Genomic DNA, 14,907 nt, shown 5'->3' on the forward strand with positions numbered 1-14,907 from the left:
TCAGTTTACCTCCCGAACTTTTAAGTATAGTTCATTATTACTGACGGTCTTGTTGTTAAAGTCAAGGGCATATTTTATAGTAACCTCACCACCAACTTCTGACATATCTACTTTTAAGTCCGTTGGTAGTATTCCTAAAAAAATTCTTCCGTAAGGGGTATAATAATCTGATTCATATCTTTTGTTTTTCTCAAAAACCATCTTCGATTTATTAGTGCCAAAACGTATAAGAGTGACTTTATCATCAGTTATCTTCAAAGTGGTAGTCGTTCCATTCATCCCTGATAATTCGGTTTCTTCATAAACCACGTAAAAAGCATTGCCTTTAATGTAAAAATTGCCTTCTGTCACAAGCTCTATTGTATCAGACTCATTTTGAGTATTTCTCTGAGTACCTTTAACAGATATAATCGCTTTTTTCAATTACCTCTCCCCTTTATCCCTTATTTTTGTTACCATTCGCTGCACTTTTCATTATAAGCCTGCAATGCCAAATTTATGAGGTCATCCAGCAACACAGAATAAGGCTTTCCACTTGCCTCCCATAATTTAGGATACATGCTTATTTTCGTAAACCCAGGAATGGTATTAACTTCATTTAGATAAAGGATACCTGTGTTTCTATCCATCAAAAAGTCTACTCGCGCCATACCCCTTAAATCCAATGCTTTGTACGCCTTTATAGCCAACTGCCTTACTTCTTCCATTTTTTTATCAGGAAGTGGTGCAGGTATTAAGAGAAGAGATTTACCCCCATCAAAATATTTAGCATTATAATCATAGAATTCATTAGAAGGAACAATTTCTCCTGCAATAGAGGCTTGCGGATTTTCATTGCCTAACACAGAACATTCAATCTCCCGGGCATCTATTCCTCTTTCTATTAATAATTTTCTATCATATTTCGCAGCTAATTTCAAGGCCCCAGTAAGTTCTTCCTCATTGTGGACTTTGGTAATGCCAACACTCGACCCCAAATTAGCAGGTTTTACAAAACAAGGATATCCTAAGTGTTCAATTTTCTTTTTAATAGCTTCCAAATCCTCAATTTCATTTCTATAAACTACTACAAAATCAGGCGTAGGCAGTCCCGCTTCTTTAAAAATTCTTTTTGTGAAGACTTTATCCATACATAAAGCAGAAGAAAGGACGTTAGCACCTACATAAGGCATCTCTAAAAGTTCTAAAAGCCCTTGTATAGTACCATCTTCTCCATTGGGACCATGTAAAACAGGGAATACCACGTCTATTGGATAAAAATCATTTTTCCTATCTTCGAAAGTTATTATGCCTCTATACTTTGTAGAAGCTCCCATAATCGCCGGAATCCCTTCTTTTTCCCATTCTCCAGTTTCTACTTTTTCTACATCTCCTTTGTATAGATACCATTCACCTTTTTTAGTAATACCTACCATATAAATTTCGTACTTATCTTTATCGAGATTGTTTATAATTGATTTTGCAGACATCAAAGAAACCTCATGCTCTCCTGATTGTCCTCCAAATAAAACCGCTACTCTTACTTTCCCCATGCTTTCACACTCCTACTCATTTTCTTACATTATCTTTATTCTACTCTTTTAAGAATATGTATTCAAGAAAAAATTTATTTTATAAATCTAAAGCCGAGGAAGATGTTTCTTCCCCGGCTTGGTGGGCATTTAGAAGGTGGTATTTCCGTTGTTATAATTTTCTACAAGCATTTTTTCTGCTTTTTCGATTGCAAGTTTTACAAGATTACCGCAATTTCTAGAAGAAACACTTCCCCAACCTTCCTTCATTACTGTGTCGTAAACGCCGAGTTCTTTAGCCAACTCATATTTAAGCTGGTCGGACATCAAGCCTCTGCGTCTACCCATTTTTATCCCCTCCTTCTTTTGCCCTACACTTATTTTGTGATTTTAAAAAGCATTTATGTTATGGACTACATGGTCAAATCTCCATGTTCTGTTTTTATGACTTTCAATATTTTTTCTTCATTCCCATTTAAAGCGTTTATATATACATAGAAAGTATCTCCGTTATAGGTGCCTTTAAATTCATAGGCTAATACTTCTTTTCCATTTTCAAGAGGAATAAGAGTAAGTTTAGCTCCTTCCAGTTTTAAGTTTTTACTTACCTTTTCTTTAGCTTCCGCTTCTGTCAGTTTTGGTTTTTCTAGTTTCCTTGTGGTATGATTCATATAATAAGCTGTGGCATCAAAACCTATTATATCCCCATTATCAAGGGCTACTTTCACCTTAACAATATCAGGATACAAATACACATCATTTTTTACAGGAACAAAGTTAAACTGTACACTGCCATCTGCCTTCATAGAATAAGTGTTTTCCATGTTTTTGAAACCACGTTGTTCCAAGAATTTTCTGGCATATTGAAGCGCTTGGGACTGAGATATGTTTATTTTTGTCACACTTCTTTGGTCCATCATCCATACTACATGCCCGCCTTTTTTGCTGACATTTATATACACAGGCAATTTACCTGTAACTTTCAATTCTACACCATATGCCTTTATTTTACCGTTATTGGGACTATACTTGTTCTGTGACTCTACAGGTTTTCCTAAAAAATCTCTCGCTATTTGAACAGCTCTGTCATAAGAAACATCAGGTCCTGATAATCCCTTGGGAGTTCTTTTAGCTAAACTTTCAGAAAAAGGACCATCGTAAATTAAAGTGGGATAATTTGTCATTGTCTGATTGACTGTATTCATTTTTACATTTAAGATTTTACTGTCAATTTGCCCCATTTTTTGTGTTCCTTTTTTGCGCAAATTCCCAAGTTCATACCCGCCTTGAATCCTTTTTCTTAAATCTTGAAGATTTTTGCCAAGAAATACAGCATAGTTATGTAGTTTTGCAATCGTTTCTAAGTCTTGTTGCGTCAACTTTTGCCCTGCCGCAACTTTTCTGGTAAGGCTGTAAGAATAATCTCCAATTTGTGTTAAAAACTTCGAAGTGTTGTCTATTTCAGGCTGACCTATAGGAAGTTGGTTTAAATGCTCTTGACCTGAAAAAGCCTCCCTCCATATTTCATCTAAAATGGGAATAGTCGTTTTATCAGAAGAAGCCACCATCAATTTCCCCATAGAAGTTTCAATATTTTCCACATTAGACACCAGCTGATAAAAAGACCTATCGTATTGAGCTTGTAAATACCTATGGTAGGAAATTTTTTCAATGTATTGCCTGTATCCCCATGCTCCAATGGTTAATAGGAGAAGCAGAACAAAAGCCGTCAAACCTCGTTTTACCATTTTTTCACCTCACCTTGCAAATATATGGCTACCTATTTGAGTTATAATAGGTCTATTAAATATCCAATAATTTGTCACCCTTGCAGCGTTGTAATAATACAATGCACCACCGGTAGGGTCCCATCCAGCAATCGCATCTCTTGCCGCCCTTATGCTGTCATTTGTAGGAGGTAGCCACATTTGACCATCATCTACTGCTGAAAAAGCCCCAGGTTGAAATATAACACCTGCTATAGTTTTTGGAAACCTCGGGTCTCTTACTCTATTCATCACCACAGCTCCAACTGCAACTTTTCCAATATAAGGTTCCCCTCTCGCTTCCCCGTTTATGAGCATTGCCAAAAGATATGCGTCGTCATTTGTCGTAACAGAAGTAGAAGCTTGATAAGTAGCAGCTATATCTTGAGCAGTAGTTGTAAATCCTAAAGCCACTTTTGTATCGTCATCCACAATTCCCGTTACATTAAGGCCGTTGTATGCTTGGAATTTCCTCACTGCCAACCATGTTCTTACACCAAAAAAGCCGTCAACCGCTCCGTTGTAATATCCCCAATCCTTAAGCCTCGATTGAACTTTAGCCACATCGCTGCCGGTATTTCCCCAATAAAGATTTGACATTGCTGTTTTATTTAAATTATAAGCAGTGTATTCTAACGTCGCAGTTATAAAAATAGCAAGTACCGCTATGATAATTTTTAACCTAAAAATAAAATCCCTCTTCATCTTGTGCCTCCTTTTCTTTGGTGTTTGTAAATATTTTTTGTAGTAACTACTGTATTATACATTTCCTATACATGGTCTTTTAAAAAATTAATAGCGCCAGTATAAGGCGCTTATTTATTCCAAGCCATCTTAAGTTTGTTGTAGTATTTTTCCAAAATCTCTGCTATCTTAAATTTTATTTCCGTCTTATCACTTTCAATAATTTCCATTTCGTCTTTTGTAAGATATTTTGCCATTTCCTCTTTTGCTTTTGAGTCAGTTATGCCATGGGTAATATCTATAAAGCAAAGGGGAGGAAACATGACACACCACCAATTCTTACCTTCACCATTTCCTATAACCACCTTAAGAGCATTGTAGCTTCCTGCTGGAAGAGTTATAGCTCCATAATATCTTGTAGGAAAATCGTACTTACCGTACATTACCTTCACATCATAATTTTTTCCGTCATTTAAAATTTCCTCTTGAGCAATTTTTTTAATTTCATCCAGGTTTTCCTTTATGATTTTTTCGGATTCTTTGACGCTCTTTGCCTTTTCAAATTTAGGATTTAAATTAAAAAGTATCGCATCCCTAACCTTAAGTTTAAGCTGTTGGTCTTGTTGCGAATCGCTGTTAGCAATTACATGAAAGCGTATCAATTTTCGAGATAAATCTTCTTTTTGAAGCGCTGAAGTCTTTGGCGTATTAAAATACCCAGATATAACCGCAACTACTACTATAAAAGCAATTATTTTTTTCATCTTTTATCCCCCAATTTAAATCTTTTACTTACATTATTGACTGCTAATTTAAAAAATATACTCTGTCATCTAAAAAGCCCTATTCTTCTCACATGAGAAGACACATCAACCTTTATCTCTATGTCAGGGAAAATATCATTCCAATTCTTCCCGACTTTTTCCCACAGTGTTGGATTATGCTTTTCAATATAGTCACCAACACCTAACATGTCTACTTTTAAATCTTTTTGAAACCTATCTATTGCTTTTTTTGTCATTTGCTTTATTCTTTCACTGGTCTTTTTTTCCATAACGTTTAACACATTTGTTTCCATCATCTTACCGTGTTTTTCAAAAGTATATTCAGTGATATCTCCTTCTACCTCTAATTTCACTTCATAAACAATTTTCCCATTTTCCTCTTTTACAGACCTTCTCCTGCTGACATTTGAAATGTTAAAGGGCACTTTTATATTTTCTCCATCCCCTGGCATTATAATAGATACATCACCACCTTTAACAAGGCCAGTAAGCCACATATAACCCATATTTTCATCGTCTTCCATCCATCCCACAAGCCTGTAATTCTTAATAATCGCAGAACCCGCTATTTTGATGTCCTCTTTGCCAGCAACTATTTTAGGAATTATGGCATTCCCATTTGTTTCATGAAGAGACTTGATAATTTTGTTATAATCAATACTTGGAAATATTGATGTTCGGTTGTACTGTTTAAAAATATCCCGTATATAAGCACCGGTATTAGGTTCAATTTCGTATTTTTTAAGAAGTATATCCTGCGCCCTTTGAGGCGTAACAAGAAGACGTAACTTACGACTCAGTTCATAGCTTCTATCTAATGAGTCTAAAACTTGCTGAAATTTATCTCTGTCTTCTCCAACATCTTTTCCCAAAATAATAACTTGCGTGTGCCCTAAATATAACGCCTTATTAAGTCTTGTGCTAATATGCCTTGAAGCAGAGAAGATAGTATCTGCCACTTCAGAAACTGCAAAGCTTGGTCTTTCACTTCCTCCTCCACCTCCACTGGTACCTTTTGCTATTTGAGCAGCATTAGGGAATTGAAAAGTGACAACATACCTTTTGGTAGATGAAGAAGACAAGTCGATGCCAATTGCCATGACAAAAGCTCTATCTTCTATTTCTACTTTATCCCAACAGCCTGTCAATAAAACCGCACTCAAAAGTAGCAATATTATAACTTCAAGTTTTTTCTTCATCCTTAGCACCTGCCTTTTTAAGCTTTAAAATAATAAACAGCACAACTGGCAAAATAGCTATAAAAAATATGGACATATACTGCGAAACATAACCGGCATATTTGTATACAGTCACAATCGAATCGGGTATCAACGCCATCGAATACATGATAGGAATCAGAGGTAATACAAAATAGGAATGTTCTCTGCTTTTCACAATTTTTGAAATCGTTAAAACAGCAAAATAATGAAAAGAGTAAATAGAAGTAAATATTGTAAATGTCCATATCCCCATCACAATTCCATCTACATTTTCAATGAAAAAAACAGGAAAATTAAGCGACTTAATAAGTGTCAAAAAAGGCCAAAGCTGCTCTTTTGTCTCTTTGTATCCAAATATGCCAATTACAAAAAAAGTTATGTACATGTAAAATAACATAGTGGATATCATCGCCACATTTACGCTTTTTCTAAGCTTATTAGAGTCAAAAACATATGGAAAAAGCATATAAAGTATCTCAAACCCTACAAAGCTATAAGTAGTTAAAAGTATGCCTTTTAGAAACTTACAAAAAGGAATTCTCATAATAGGAAGAAAATTACTTACATCCACATCCGTCAAAGCTGGCAAAAAAAGTAACATAAGTGGTATTACTATTATTGGAAATAAAATTTCAGACATCCTTGCAATCGGCTCAAGGCCATATCTCACAAGATAAGCCGAAGTAAAAAGCATAGTAAGGATTATAATCTCAATGGGCGTACTTGGCAAAAGGTATATCTTTAAAACTTCGCCAAAAATTCTCGCATCAAGGCTTACAAATATCATAAAATAAATTGTAAGTGTAATACTTACAATAACTGAAATAGGTTTTGTAATAAGTTTCGCTGTATACTCTACAAATGTTTCTGTAGCAAAAGAAGAAGAGATATATAATATCATTCTTGCAAAAAAAAGGGAAATAAAGCCTCCCGCTAATATGGCTATAAGACCATTAGGTCCCGCTTCTTTTGACACATCAGCGGGAAGGCTGAGTATTCCTGCTCCTACCATTGTAGTAAAAAGTAGAATACAAACTTGATTGGCAGAAATTTTGTCATTGTTTTTTATCATTCCTGTCTCTCCTATCATCTTCTATGCTTTCTATTTTTTCTTCTCGCAAATCTTTCATCTTCCTTTTATCAGGGGTATCTAAAATTTCAGGTCTGTTTTTGAAATACATTACAGGAGCTTTTATCAACGTATCCGCAAGGTCACTCATATCTATTTCCACAAAAGGTGAAAGATATGGAACTCCAAAGCTTTTTAAGACCACAAGATGAGTGAGAAGTACCATAAACCCAAGCATTATGCCATATAAGCCAAAGACAGCAGCAAAAAGTATAAATATAAACCTAAGCATCCTAAAAGCAATGGCAGCGCTGTAACTGGGTATTGCAAAAGAAGCTACAGCTGTAACAGCTACTACTATTACCATGAGAGGACTTACAATACCTGCTTGTACAGCAGCTTGACCTATGATAAGACCACCGACAATGCCAATGGTCTGTCCTATAGGTACAGGAAGCCTAACACCTGCTTCTCTTAAAAGTTCAAAGGTTGCTTCCATTACCAAAGCTTCAAAAAAAGCAGGAAAAGGAACACCTTGCCGAGTTGCAGCGATATAAAGAGTCAACTTCGTAGGTATAAGCCCTGGATGATAAGCTGTAAAAGCTATGTAAACTGCAGGTGATATTAAAGCTACAATCGCTGCAAGAAATCTTAAAATTCTTAAAAGCGAAGATATCATCCATCTTTCATAATAATCCTCTGGCGATTGAAACAAAGTAGCAAGTGTTGTGGGAATAATGAGTGCAAAAGGGGTATTATCCGTTAAAATTGCCACTCTTCCCTCCAAAAGAGAAGCTGCAACTTTGTCAGGCCTTTCTGTATTTAAAACTTGAGGAAAAGGAGAATGCCAATCCTCTTCAATCAATTGTTCTATGTATCCGCTTTCAAAAACCCCATCTATTTTTATATTTTTCAGCCTCTCCATCACTTTATCCAACACATTTCTATCAACAATATCTTCTATGTAAAGCACTGCTACATCTGTATGAGTCCTTTCTCCAATCTGCATCTGCTTTATTTTTAAGTTGGGATCTCTAATCCATCTCCTTACAAGAGCAGTGTTAACCCTTATTGTCTCTGTAAACCCTTCTCTCGGTCCTCTTACAACCGTCTCTGCCTCGGGAGGTGAAATTGACCTCATCTGCCATCCTTTACTAGAAATGATGACTATTTCATGAGAACCATCAAAAAGCAAAGCAGTGTCTCCACTCAAAATTGACAAAATACACTTGTCTAAATCTGTTATCTCTTTTATGTCTCCTCCTGTTATAGTCCCTTTCTTTATGACCTCATACAAATTTCTCTTTATCTTTTCAATAGAAGGGTCTGCTTGTCTTGAATCCAAAAGCAAAGAGTGGAGTACATGGTCATTTATGAGGTCTTTATCCACAAGCCCGTCTATAAATACAATTGCAAGGTTATACTGCTGGTTTTCTCCCACCCAAATATCTCTATATATTACATCATCACAGTCTTTCAATTTGTTTTTTATGTAATCTAAATTATACTTTAGGCTACTTGTAGCAGGAATACCTTCTTTTTTGCTGCTATTATTTTTTTTGCCAAATATTTTATCTAAAAATCCCATAGTATCCTCCTCACATTGTGAAAAAAGTTATTACTATAATTGCGATAACCCCAATAACTATGTATATTATCCCTATCCATCTGCACAATCTCGAATCCCTATCCAAACCTTTTTTATCTAAAAATTTAGGCTCAACAAATGCTTCATAAAAACCTACGATGAATACTGTAAAAAACATATAAACAGTAAAATACTGCCTTATAAAGTGCAGCAGTTTAAACATTTATATCACCTTCCTCATATATAATTTGCAGTTAAAAGAAAGAATATACAAAAAAAAATAGGCTTACGCCTATTTATCCTTCAAGTATTTACTTGCCATTATCACGTCTTCTTTTTTGTCTACATCATTTCCTATTTCAGGATACGGTGATATAATAGCTTTTCCTTTTATATTAAAAAGCTCTTCCACTTTTTTCTCAATATGAGGAATGGAAAGTCGACCTATTATAAACAAAAAAAGTATCTTTCCACCGAGAAGTTTTCCCAATTTCCACGGCTTTTTTCTGTAAGCTATAAACTGCCTAGCACTTTTTATTAACCTATCAATAATAGCAGGATTTACATAAAATATATTGCCTCCTGTAAAAGTCCCTTCTTTAATTCTGGCATAAGTCCTTTTAGCATCTGGAAATTTCCTTTCATTGTCCTCTTTTCGCACAATGGGATAACAAAGGTCAGCTCCTGTCGCTTCAGCCTTCTCGATAAAATCACAAACTGCCTCTTTTGTCAGCATTGGAATATCGCAGGAAAGTATTAAAACTCTTCTGTCATTTTTAAAAGGTTGCACACCTTTTAAAACATTGTCCATTATGTTATCAGATTGTTCTATAATCATGTCTATTCCTTGTATATTTTTTTCTTTGAGCTTATCAGCATCCCCAACCACTGCTATTTTGTCTATCTTGTCACACCCTCTTAAAGCCTCTATGACATAAGAAATCATATATTTGCCATTTATTTCAACAAAAGCTTTGTCAGGCAGTTTGTCTTCTTTGCTGCTGCCGGCCAGAATAATGGCATTCACTTAATATCACTCCTTGTAACTGAAATACTTCATATCTTTTATAAACTCTGTTTGGAAATTGCGGATATGCTTTTCTGCCCATTTGCGTGCACCATCAGCATCTCTTGCTTCAATAGCTTCTGCAATTTTTTTGTGCTCATGGTATATTTTTTTTAGCTTTTTTTTCCTCATTTATATACCGTACTCTAAAACGATGGACATGCTCTTGAATATTGTTCACAATTTGTATTAATTTGTCATTGCGTGATGCTGCAAAAATTAAATCGTGAAATTCTTTATCAAGCCTGATTAAAGCCTCATTATCACCCAGCTCTATATTTTTTTGAAACTCTTCTAAAATACCTTTTAACCTTTCAATTTCCTCATCAGTTATCCTCTCAGCAGCCAAAGATGCAGCCAGTCCTTCCAATGAACTTCTTACTTCTAAGACATTTAGTAAGTCCTTCGCATCCAGGTCAGAAACATACGCTCCTTTTCTGGGAACCATAACTACAAGCCCCTCCAGTTCAAGCTTTCTAATCGCTTCTCTAACTGGAGTTCGACTTACTCCTAACTTTTCTGCCAGCTGCACCTCCATAAGTCTTTCTCCTGGTTTTAATTCTCCTGTAATTATGGCATTTTTCATGTAATCAAAAACTATATCTCTTAACGGCTTGTAATTTTCTAATGATAAAAAATTAGTCATAGAATTCTAACCCCTTACCTATAGTTTTTGCAAACGCTACAAAACCGTAGTTTTCTTTCAAATCTACATAAGCTTTTTCAAGCTTTTTTGGGTCATCAAAAATCCCGTAGACAGTAGGTCCACTTCCTGTCATAGCACAACCTAATGCTCCTTTTTTAAGCAACTCAGATTTTATTTTTTGCACAACCTTAAATTTTGAAGAAGTTACAATTTCCAAATCATTTCCTATACTTTTTGCAATTTCATATAGATTTCCTTTATTTACAGCTTGTATCGCAGCAGCAGTACAATTTTGGCTTTTTATATTTAACTTGTCCCACTCTTGGTAAATCTCTTTTGTAGAAACTTCTATATCAGGTTTAATAATGAGCAAATCCAACTGAGGAGTTTTCAAATCCTCTAGAATTTCTCCTACTCCTCTTGCAATTTTTGTCCCACCTTCAAGACAAAAAGACACGTCTGCTCCTAATTTCAAGGCAATTTCCTTTTGTTCCTCTTCTGATAAACTCAAATCCCACAACTTATTTAAAGCGACAATAGTAGCAGCAGCATCCGCACTTCCACCTGCCAGGCCAGCAGCCAAAGGTATTTTTTTATTTAGTCTAATCAAAACACCCTCTTTTTCATACCTCTCTTTTAAAATTTTTACAGCCTTTATTATGAGATTATCTTCTCCTTTAGGCACTTTTTCATCATCACAAATCAATTTGATTTCTTCATTTCTTTCAAACTCCAGGATATCGCATAAATCAATTGACTGCATTATCGTGTAAATCTCGTGATATCCATCTTTTCTCTTTCCCAAGATATCAAGTGAAAGATTAATTTTAGCATAGGCTTTTACATTGAGTTTTTCCATTTGTCCATCCCATCCACAACATCCTAATTTATATTATAATTATATACTATACATTATACAACAAAATTCCTGTCATTTTTTAATAATATGCAAAAAAAATACGCAGTTTCCTGCGCATCATTCATCTCCACTAGGCACTATAAGTTTCATACCTTCAAATACCTTATCCTCTTTTAATTCGTTTGCAGAAATTAAGTCCTCTACGTTTACTCTATATCTTTTCGCTATATCCCATAAAGTCTCGTCTCTTTGAACCATATAAACGATAATACTGTGGTTATTTTCTTTTTCTCTGGGAGCATCAATTTCTTTTAGGTCTATTATAGCTTCAAACTCTTTTTCCACAAAAATGTCTGCAAGGCTATCTATCACAAATTTCAGCTCTATCTCTTTCATAGCCATTATTTCATAAGATACATGAGAAACTTTTATGTCAAGCAGTACTACACCTTGCACTTTTTCTGCTTCTACAAAAGTTCTAAAAGGATATTCATCTCTATAAGCCTTTATATTCCCCTCTTCTGAAACATACAAAATAGTATAATCTAATATGCCTTCTATCACCAATTTATCTACATCCATGCTGTAATCTGAAACCACAGGTATAACTACAACATCCACAAATCTTTTCAAAGGGGAAGGCAATTCTATATTAGTTTTAACGACAAATTGAGATTTAAAAGGCTGCAAGCTTTCAACAGCTTTAAATCTTTCTTTTATTGGTTGAATATACACTTTTGTCCCATAGGCATCAACAGGAATTTCTCTTTCTTCTGTCTCCGTCACAAATGCTTTAATTCTCATTGTCAACTCAACATCCAAAATCGTGCTTTCACCCTTTTCATCTTCCACAACAGTTGTGTTTATATCTAAAATTTCCTCTTGAGTCTTTGCAGACATGTAACTTAATGCACCTGGTATGTCAATAAAATTAGCATAATTCAAATCACATTCTAAATTGCCAAACTGCCCCTCTTTTGATTTGTATAGGATGTTGCAATCGACATTGCCTTGTACTACCACTTTGTTATCTGTAATTTTTATTTCCTCTGGCTTTATCACATTATCTGTTTTTATTACTTTTTCTATAGGTGATTCTCCCTCTGGTACTTTTACTTTGCCCTTCAAAAAAACTTCAGCGCTATTTTGTCCTACAGTATGCATTAATTTGACATTCTTTTTGAGAGATTGAATTTTAACAGAATCTTCTGCACCTACAACAATTTCTTTCTTCTCGGATACAAACAACCTACATTGAATTCTTACAACAGCCTTTATGTTTATCTTTCTGCTGTTTATCACTTTGTAGTCAATATTCTCTACGTTAGCTAAAACAACACTTCTGCTTCGTCTGTCAATCTCTTCCTCCTCAATAACATGAGAATAATCGATGTGTTTTTCAATCCTTTCTAATTCTCCATTTTTTTCACTAATATACAAAATATCTAATGCCAATTTACCCTCAAAATGTACTTTGCCATCCGTTACAAAAACTCCTTCGATATAAGTCCGAGGGTTCACTGTTAAAAGTGCCAGCACGTCCGGTTCATTCTCAGGAACAATGATGTCACTCTCCACAAGAATTTGGGCATCATAAGTTCCAGCCGCCAAGTCAAATTCCAACATATCTTTATAAACTTGTGGCATAATTTTACCTCCTCTATGGATAATAAACTTCGCAGTACGCTAATATAATATATAAATCCAAAGGTAAAATTATGCCAAAAAATAAGACCGAATACTTCTCGGTCTACTGCACACAATGTATTTTTTTATTTCCATCCATTACTGTCAGTTCCACTGTATCTGTCAAAATATCGGAGTAACTGTATGAAACCCTACGGGTTGCCCCTTGTCCATCCAGCACAACAATAAAAATGCTGGGATATGTTTTTTCAAGAAGGCCTTCCCTTATTATGGTCTTTTTGCGTCCTCCATTTGTCTTAAGCCGCACCCTTGACCCAACATGGCTTTCCAGCTGTTTCTTTATCTCATTAAGGGCTGATTTGTCCGCCAACTTCACCAACTCCTTAATACACATGCTGAAAATATTATAACACAATTTTCAGAACATGTCAAGGGTATAATATTATATGATAGTGTCAAGATACTGTAGGATTTTTTTAAGACAACCCCTGAAACTTAGTTAATTTCATACTTCAACTTATCATGCTTTTTATATAACTTGTGCATATTTTAATGCTCTTAAAACCCTATATATTGGCGTTACTTTCCCTATATTCAAAACCGTAATATTGTTTATTTTTTCATTTGTAGACGTTTTAACTCTCCTTACCGCTTCTTTTATTTGCTTCTTCGTTAAATTATAACTCCCAGCATTGATATTCTTTTTCTTACCCCATTCTGCTTCTCTTAAGTCTCCTCCATTCTTGCTGAATACCCTTAATTTCGCCATTAACTTTAATCCTTCTCTACTCCACCCTAGTGGATTCCTGCTTAATCTGGCTGAAAATACATGGCTTATATGCCCTTCTGCACTGCACCCTATTACATCTTCGTCTTTGTTGTATATCACTATTCCTTCCCAATTGTTTAGTATGTATTTCCTTGCTTCTTTTATCTTCTCTTTCTCTCTCTCTTCCTCTGCTGCCTTTATTAGCTCATCAAATACCTTCTTCACTCCTTCTTTATTCCCTTCATTTATTGCTCTCCATATCTTATCTCTATACTTTGGCTCTTTTGATGTTGCTTTTAATACGTATTTGTTTAAATGATATCTGTCTAACACAAACCTTGATTTTAATATCCATTTTAATCCCTCTTTTATCCACGGTGCCCCATCTCCTGCTATGTATATCTTCTCTATCTTCTCTTCTTTGTAATTGTCTTCTATGTAATTTGCTACATCTATCCATATGTCTTCAGGTTTCTCTCCTACATATGCTTTGTAATGCACATTTCTCAGTACATTTCTACCATTTTTCTCTTCTTTACCTTCATGTATGTATATCAATCGCGGTGTTTCATTGCTGCCATCTTGCAAAGGCACATGGTCTTCATCTGCTTCTATGTATAATACCCTTACCTCTTTCTTCTCTTTTATTTCTCTCTTTACTTCTACTTCTCCTATTTCCCTTATTGCGTTTAATACCGTCTGTTTACTTAACTCCTCTGGACATGCTTTTTTACTACTTCTCTCATATGATTCTTCTATCGCGTTTTCTACTAACTTTATTTTTACTCCCTTCTCTATCCTATCGTGCCGTCCTATCTCTAATGCATCATCTATCAAGTATGTATATCTTCCATCCTCTCTGGATTTGTAATATGTCCTCTCATATTCTATATCCCCAAGGATTGTCGTTAATCTCTTTTTATCTTTCCTCTCTACTACCCATTTTTCTTTCCTTCTCTTATCTTCTTTTATTATCCTATCTAACTCTTCAATAATTGCTTCTATTGCCTCTCTACCTAGTTTGTCCGTCAGTTCCTTTATCCTTGCTGCAAGCTCTGTAATATTCATTCCTTTATTTAATAAATCACCAAAAATTTCTACTACTTCCTTAGTGAAATTTAGAGCATTTTGTAGTATAATATCCTCAAAGATATTTTTTTTCACAAGAGACACCCCTTTCTGTATTGTTTTGTTTTCCATAATCTATTTTATCACAGGGGTTGTCTCTTGTTTTTTATCACTTAAAAAATCCTACGATAATTTTACACTATGTATTATATCAGTGTATAGGCCTTCT

General features: G+C 34.9%; 15 protein-coding genes and 1 pseudogene. All 16 read right to left on the reverse strand.

Translation table 11 applies throughout. The features are described from left to right. Positions 1-423 (reverse strand): DUF1934 domain-containing protein, encoded by a 423-nt coding sequence (locus TKV_RS11125; protein WP_049685982.1) that lies wholly within the window; start codon positions 421-423, stop codon positions 1-3. A 29-nt stretch (positions 424-452) separates the two neighbouring features. After that, complete coding sequence (locus TKV_RS11130) at positions 453-1,532, reverse strand: D-alanine--D-alanine ligase family protein (RefSeq protein WP_049685983.1); 1,080 nt, start codon at positions 1,530-1,532, stop codon at positions 453-455. A 129-nt stretch (positions 1,533-1,661) separates the two neighbouring features. Further along, positions 1,662-1,859, reverse strand: coding sequence for a small, acid-soluble spore protein, alpha/beta type (locus tag TKV_RS11135; RefSeq protein WP_003867630.1), 198 nt, complete (start codon positions 1,857-1,859; stop codon positions 1,662-1,664). Between the two features lie 65 nt (positions 1,860-1,924). Further along, a complete protein-coding gene (gene ypeB / locus TKV_RS11140) occupies positions 1,925-3,259 on the reverse strand; it encodes a germination protein YpeB (protein ID WP_049685984.1) in 1,335 nt (444 codons plus the stop codon). Positions 3,260-3,268: 9 nt separating this feature from the next. Continuing rightward, positions 3,269-3,982, reverse strand: a complete 714-nt coding sequence (gene sleB, locus TKV_RS11145) for a spore cortex-lytic enzyme (protein ID WP_049685985.1) — start codon at positions 3,980-3,982, stop codon at positions 3,269-3,271. Between the two features lie 110 nt (positions 3,983-4,092). Then, positions 4,093-4,725, reverse strand: coding sequence for a stage II sporulation protein R (gene spoIIR / locus TKV_RS11150; protein WP_049685986.1), 633 nt, complete (start codon positions 4,723-4,725; stop codon positions 4,093-4,095). Between the two features lie 65 nt (positions 4,726-4,790). Continuing rightward, complete coding sequence (locus TKV_RS11155; protein WP_049685987.1) at positions 4,791-5,945, reverse strand: Ger(x)C family spore germination protein; 1,155 nt, start codon at positions 5,943-5,945, stop codon at positions 4,791-4,793. Beyond that, positions 5,929-7,038 (reverse strand): GerAB/ArcD/ProY family transporter, encoded by a 1,110-nt coding sequence (locus TKV_RS11160; RefSeq protein WP_049685988.1) that lies wholly within the window; start codon positions 7,036-7,038, stop codon positions 5,929-5,931. Before TKV_RS11160 ends, TKV_RS11155 begins: the two co-directional genes overlap by 17 nt. Continuing rightward, positions 7,022-8,623: a spore germination protein gene (locus TKV_RS11165; protein WP_049685989.1), complete on the reverse strand. Its 1,602-nt coding sequence runs from the start codon at positions 8,621-8,623 to the stop codon at positions 7,022-7,024. The genes TKV_RS11160 and TKV_RS11165 overlap by 17 nt, the downstream gene beginning before the upstream one ends. A 10-nt stretch (positions 8,624-8,633) precedes the next feature. Further along, a complete protein-coding gene (locus TKV_RS11170; protein WP_049685990.1) occupies positions 8,634-8,846 on the reverse strand; it encodes a CLC_0170 family protein in 213 nt (70 codons plus the stop codon). 69 nt (positions 8,847-8,915) lie between these two features. Further along, positions 8,916-9,650 (reverse strand): nucleotidyltransferase family protein, encoded by a 735-nt coding sequence (locus tag TKV_RS11175; RefSeq protein ID WP_049685991.1) that lies wholly within the window; start codon positions 9,648-9,650, stop codon positions 8,916-8,918. A 6-nt stretch (positions 9,651-9,656) separates the two neighbouring features. Beyond that, positions 9,657-10,335 (reverse strand): annotated as a pseudogene (locus TKV_RS11180) (GntR family transcriptional regulator). Beyond that, positions 10,328-11,194 (reverse strand): 4-(cytidine 5'-diphospho)-2-C-methyl-D-erythritol kinase, encoded by an 867-nt coding sequence (gene ispE, locus TKV_RS11185; RefSeq protein ID WP_049685992.1) that lies wholly within the window; start codon positions 11,192-11,194, stop codon positions 10,328-10,330. The pseudogene TKV_RS11180 and the gene ispE overlap by 8 nt, the downstream one beginning before the upstream one ends. 117 nt (positions 11,195-11,311) lie before the next feature. Then, positions 11,312-12,841, reverse strand: a complete 1,530-nt coding sequence (locus TKV_RS11190) for a DUF3794 and LysM peptidoglycan-binding domain-containing protein (protein ID WP_049685993.1) — start codon at positions 12,839-12,841, stop codon at positions 11,312-11,314. Between the two features lie 103 nt (positions 12,842-12,944). Next, entirely contained in the window at positions 12,945-13,211 is a 267-nt protein-coding gene (locus TKV_RS11195; protein ID WP_049685994.1) for a Veg family protein, read from the reverse strand. A 159-nt stretch (positions 13,212-13,370) separates the two neighbouring features. Further along, positions 13,371-14,774 (reverse strand): ISLre2 family transposase, encoded by a 1,404-nt coding sequence (locus tag TKV_RS11200; protein ID WP_049686150.1) that lies wholly within the window; start codon positions 14,772-14,774, stop codon positions 13,371-13,373. Positions 14,775-14,907: the final 133 nt, after the last annotated feature.

The organism is Thermoanaerobacter kivui (assembly GCF_000763575.1).
GTDB classification, from domain to species: Bacteria; Bacillota; Thermoanaerobacteria; order Thermoanaerobacterales; family Thermoanaerobacteraceae; genus Thermoanaerobacter; species Thermoanaerobacter kivui.

What these genes read in the sequence shown, in the direction of transcription:
- TKV_RS11130 (WP_049685983.1), bottom strand. Translation starts at nt 1,532, where the DNA reads ATGGGGAAAGTAAGAGTAGCGGTTTTATTTGGAGGACAATCAGGAGAG.
- TKV_RS11135 (WP_003867630.1), bottom strand. Translation starts at nt 1,859, where the DNA reads ATGGGTAGACGCAGAGGCTTGATGTCCGACCAGCTTAAATATGAGTTG.
- ypeB (WP_049685984.1), bottom strand. Translation starts at nt 3,259, where the DNA reads ATGGTAAAACGAGGTTTGACGGCTTTTGTTCTGCTTCTCCTATTAACC.
- sleB (WP_049685985.1), bottom strand. Translation starts at nt 3,982, where the DNA reads ATGAAGAGGGATTTTATTTTTAGGTTAAAAATTATCATAGCGGTACTT.
- spoIIR (WP_049685986.1), bottom strand. Translation starts at nt 4,725, where the DNA reads ATGAAAAAAATAATTGCTTTTATAGTAGTAGTTGCGGTTATATCTGGG.
- TKV_RS11155 (WP_049685987.1), bottom strand. Translation starts at nt 5,945, where the DNA reads ATGAAGAAAAAACTTGAAGTTATAATATTGCTACTTTTGAGTGCGGTT.
- TKV_RS11160 (WP_049685988.1), bottom strand. Translation starts at nt 7,038, where the DNA reads ATGATAAAAAACAATGACAAAATTTCTGCCAATCAAGTTTGTATTCTA.
- TKV_RS11165 (WP_049685989.1), bottom strand. Translation starts at nt 8,623, where the DNA reads ATGGGATTTTTAGATAAAATATTTGGCAAAAAAAATAATAGCAGCAAA.
- TKV_RS11170 (WP_049685990.1), bottom strand. Translation starts at nt 8,846, where the DNA reads ATGTTTAAACTGCTGCACTTTATAAGGCAGTATTTTACTGTTTATATG.
- ispE (WP_049685992.1), bottom strand. Translation starts at nt 11,194, where the DNA reads ATGGAAAAACTCAATGTAAAAGCCTATGCTAAAATTAATCTTTCACTT.
- TKV_RS11190 (WP_049685993.1), bottom strand. Translation starts at nt 12,841, where the DNA reads ATGCCACAAGTTTATAAAGATATGTTGGAATTTGACTTGGCGGCTGGA.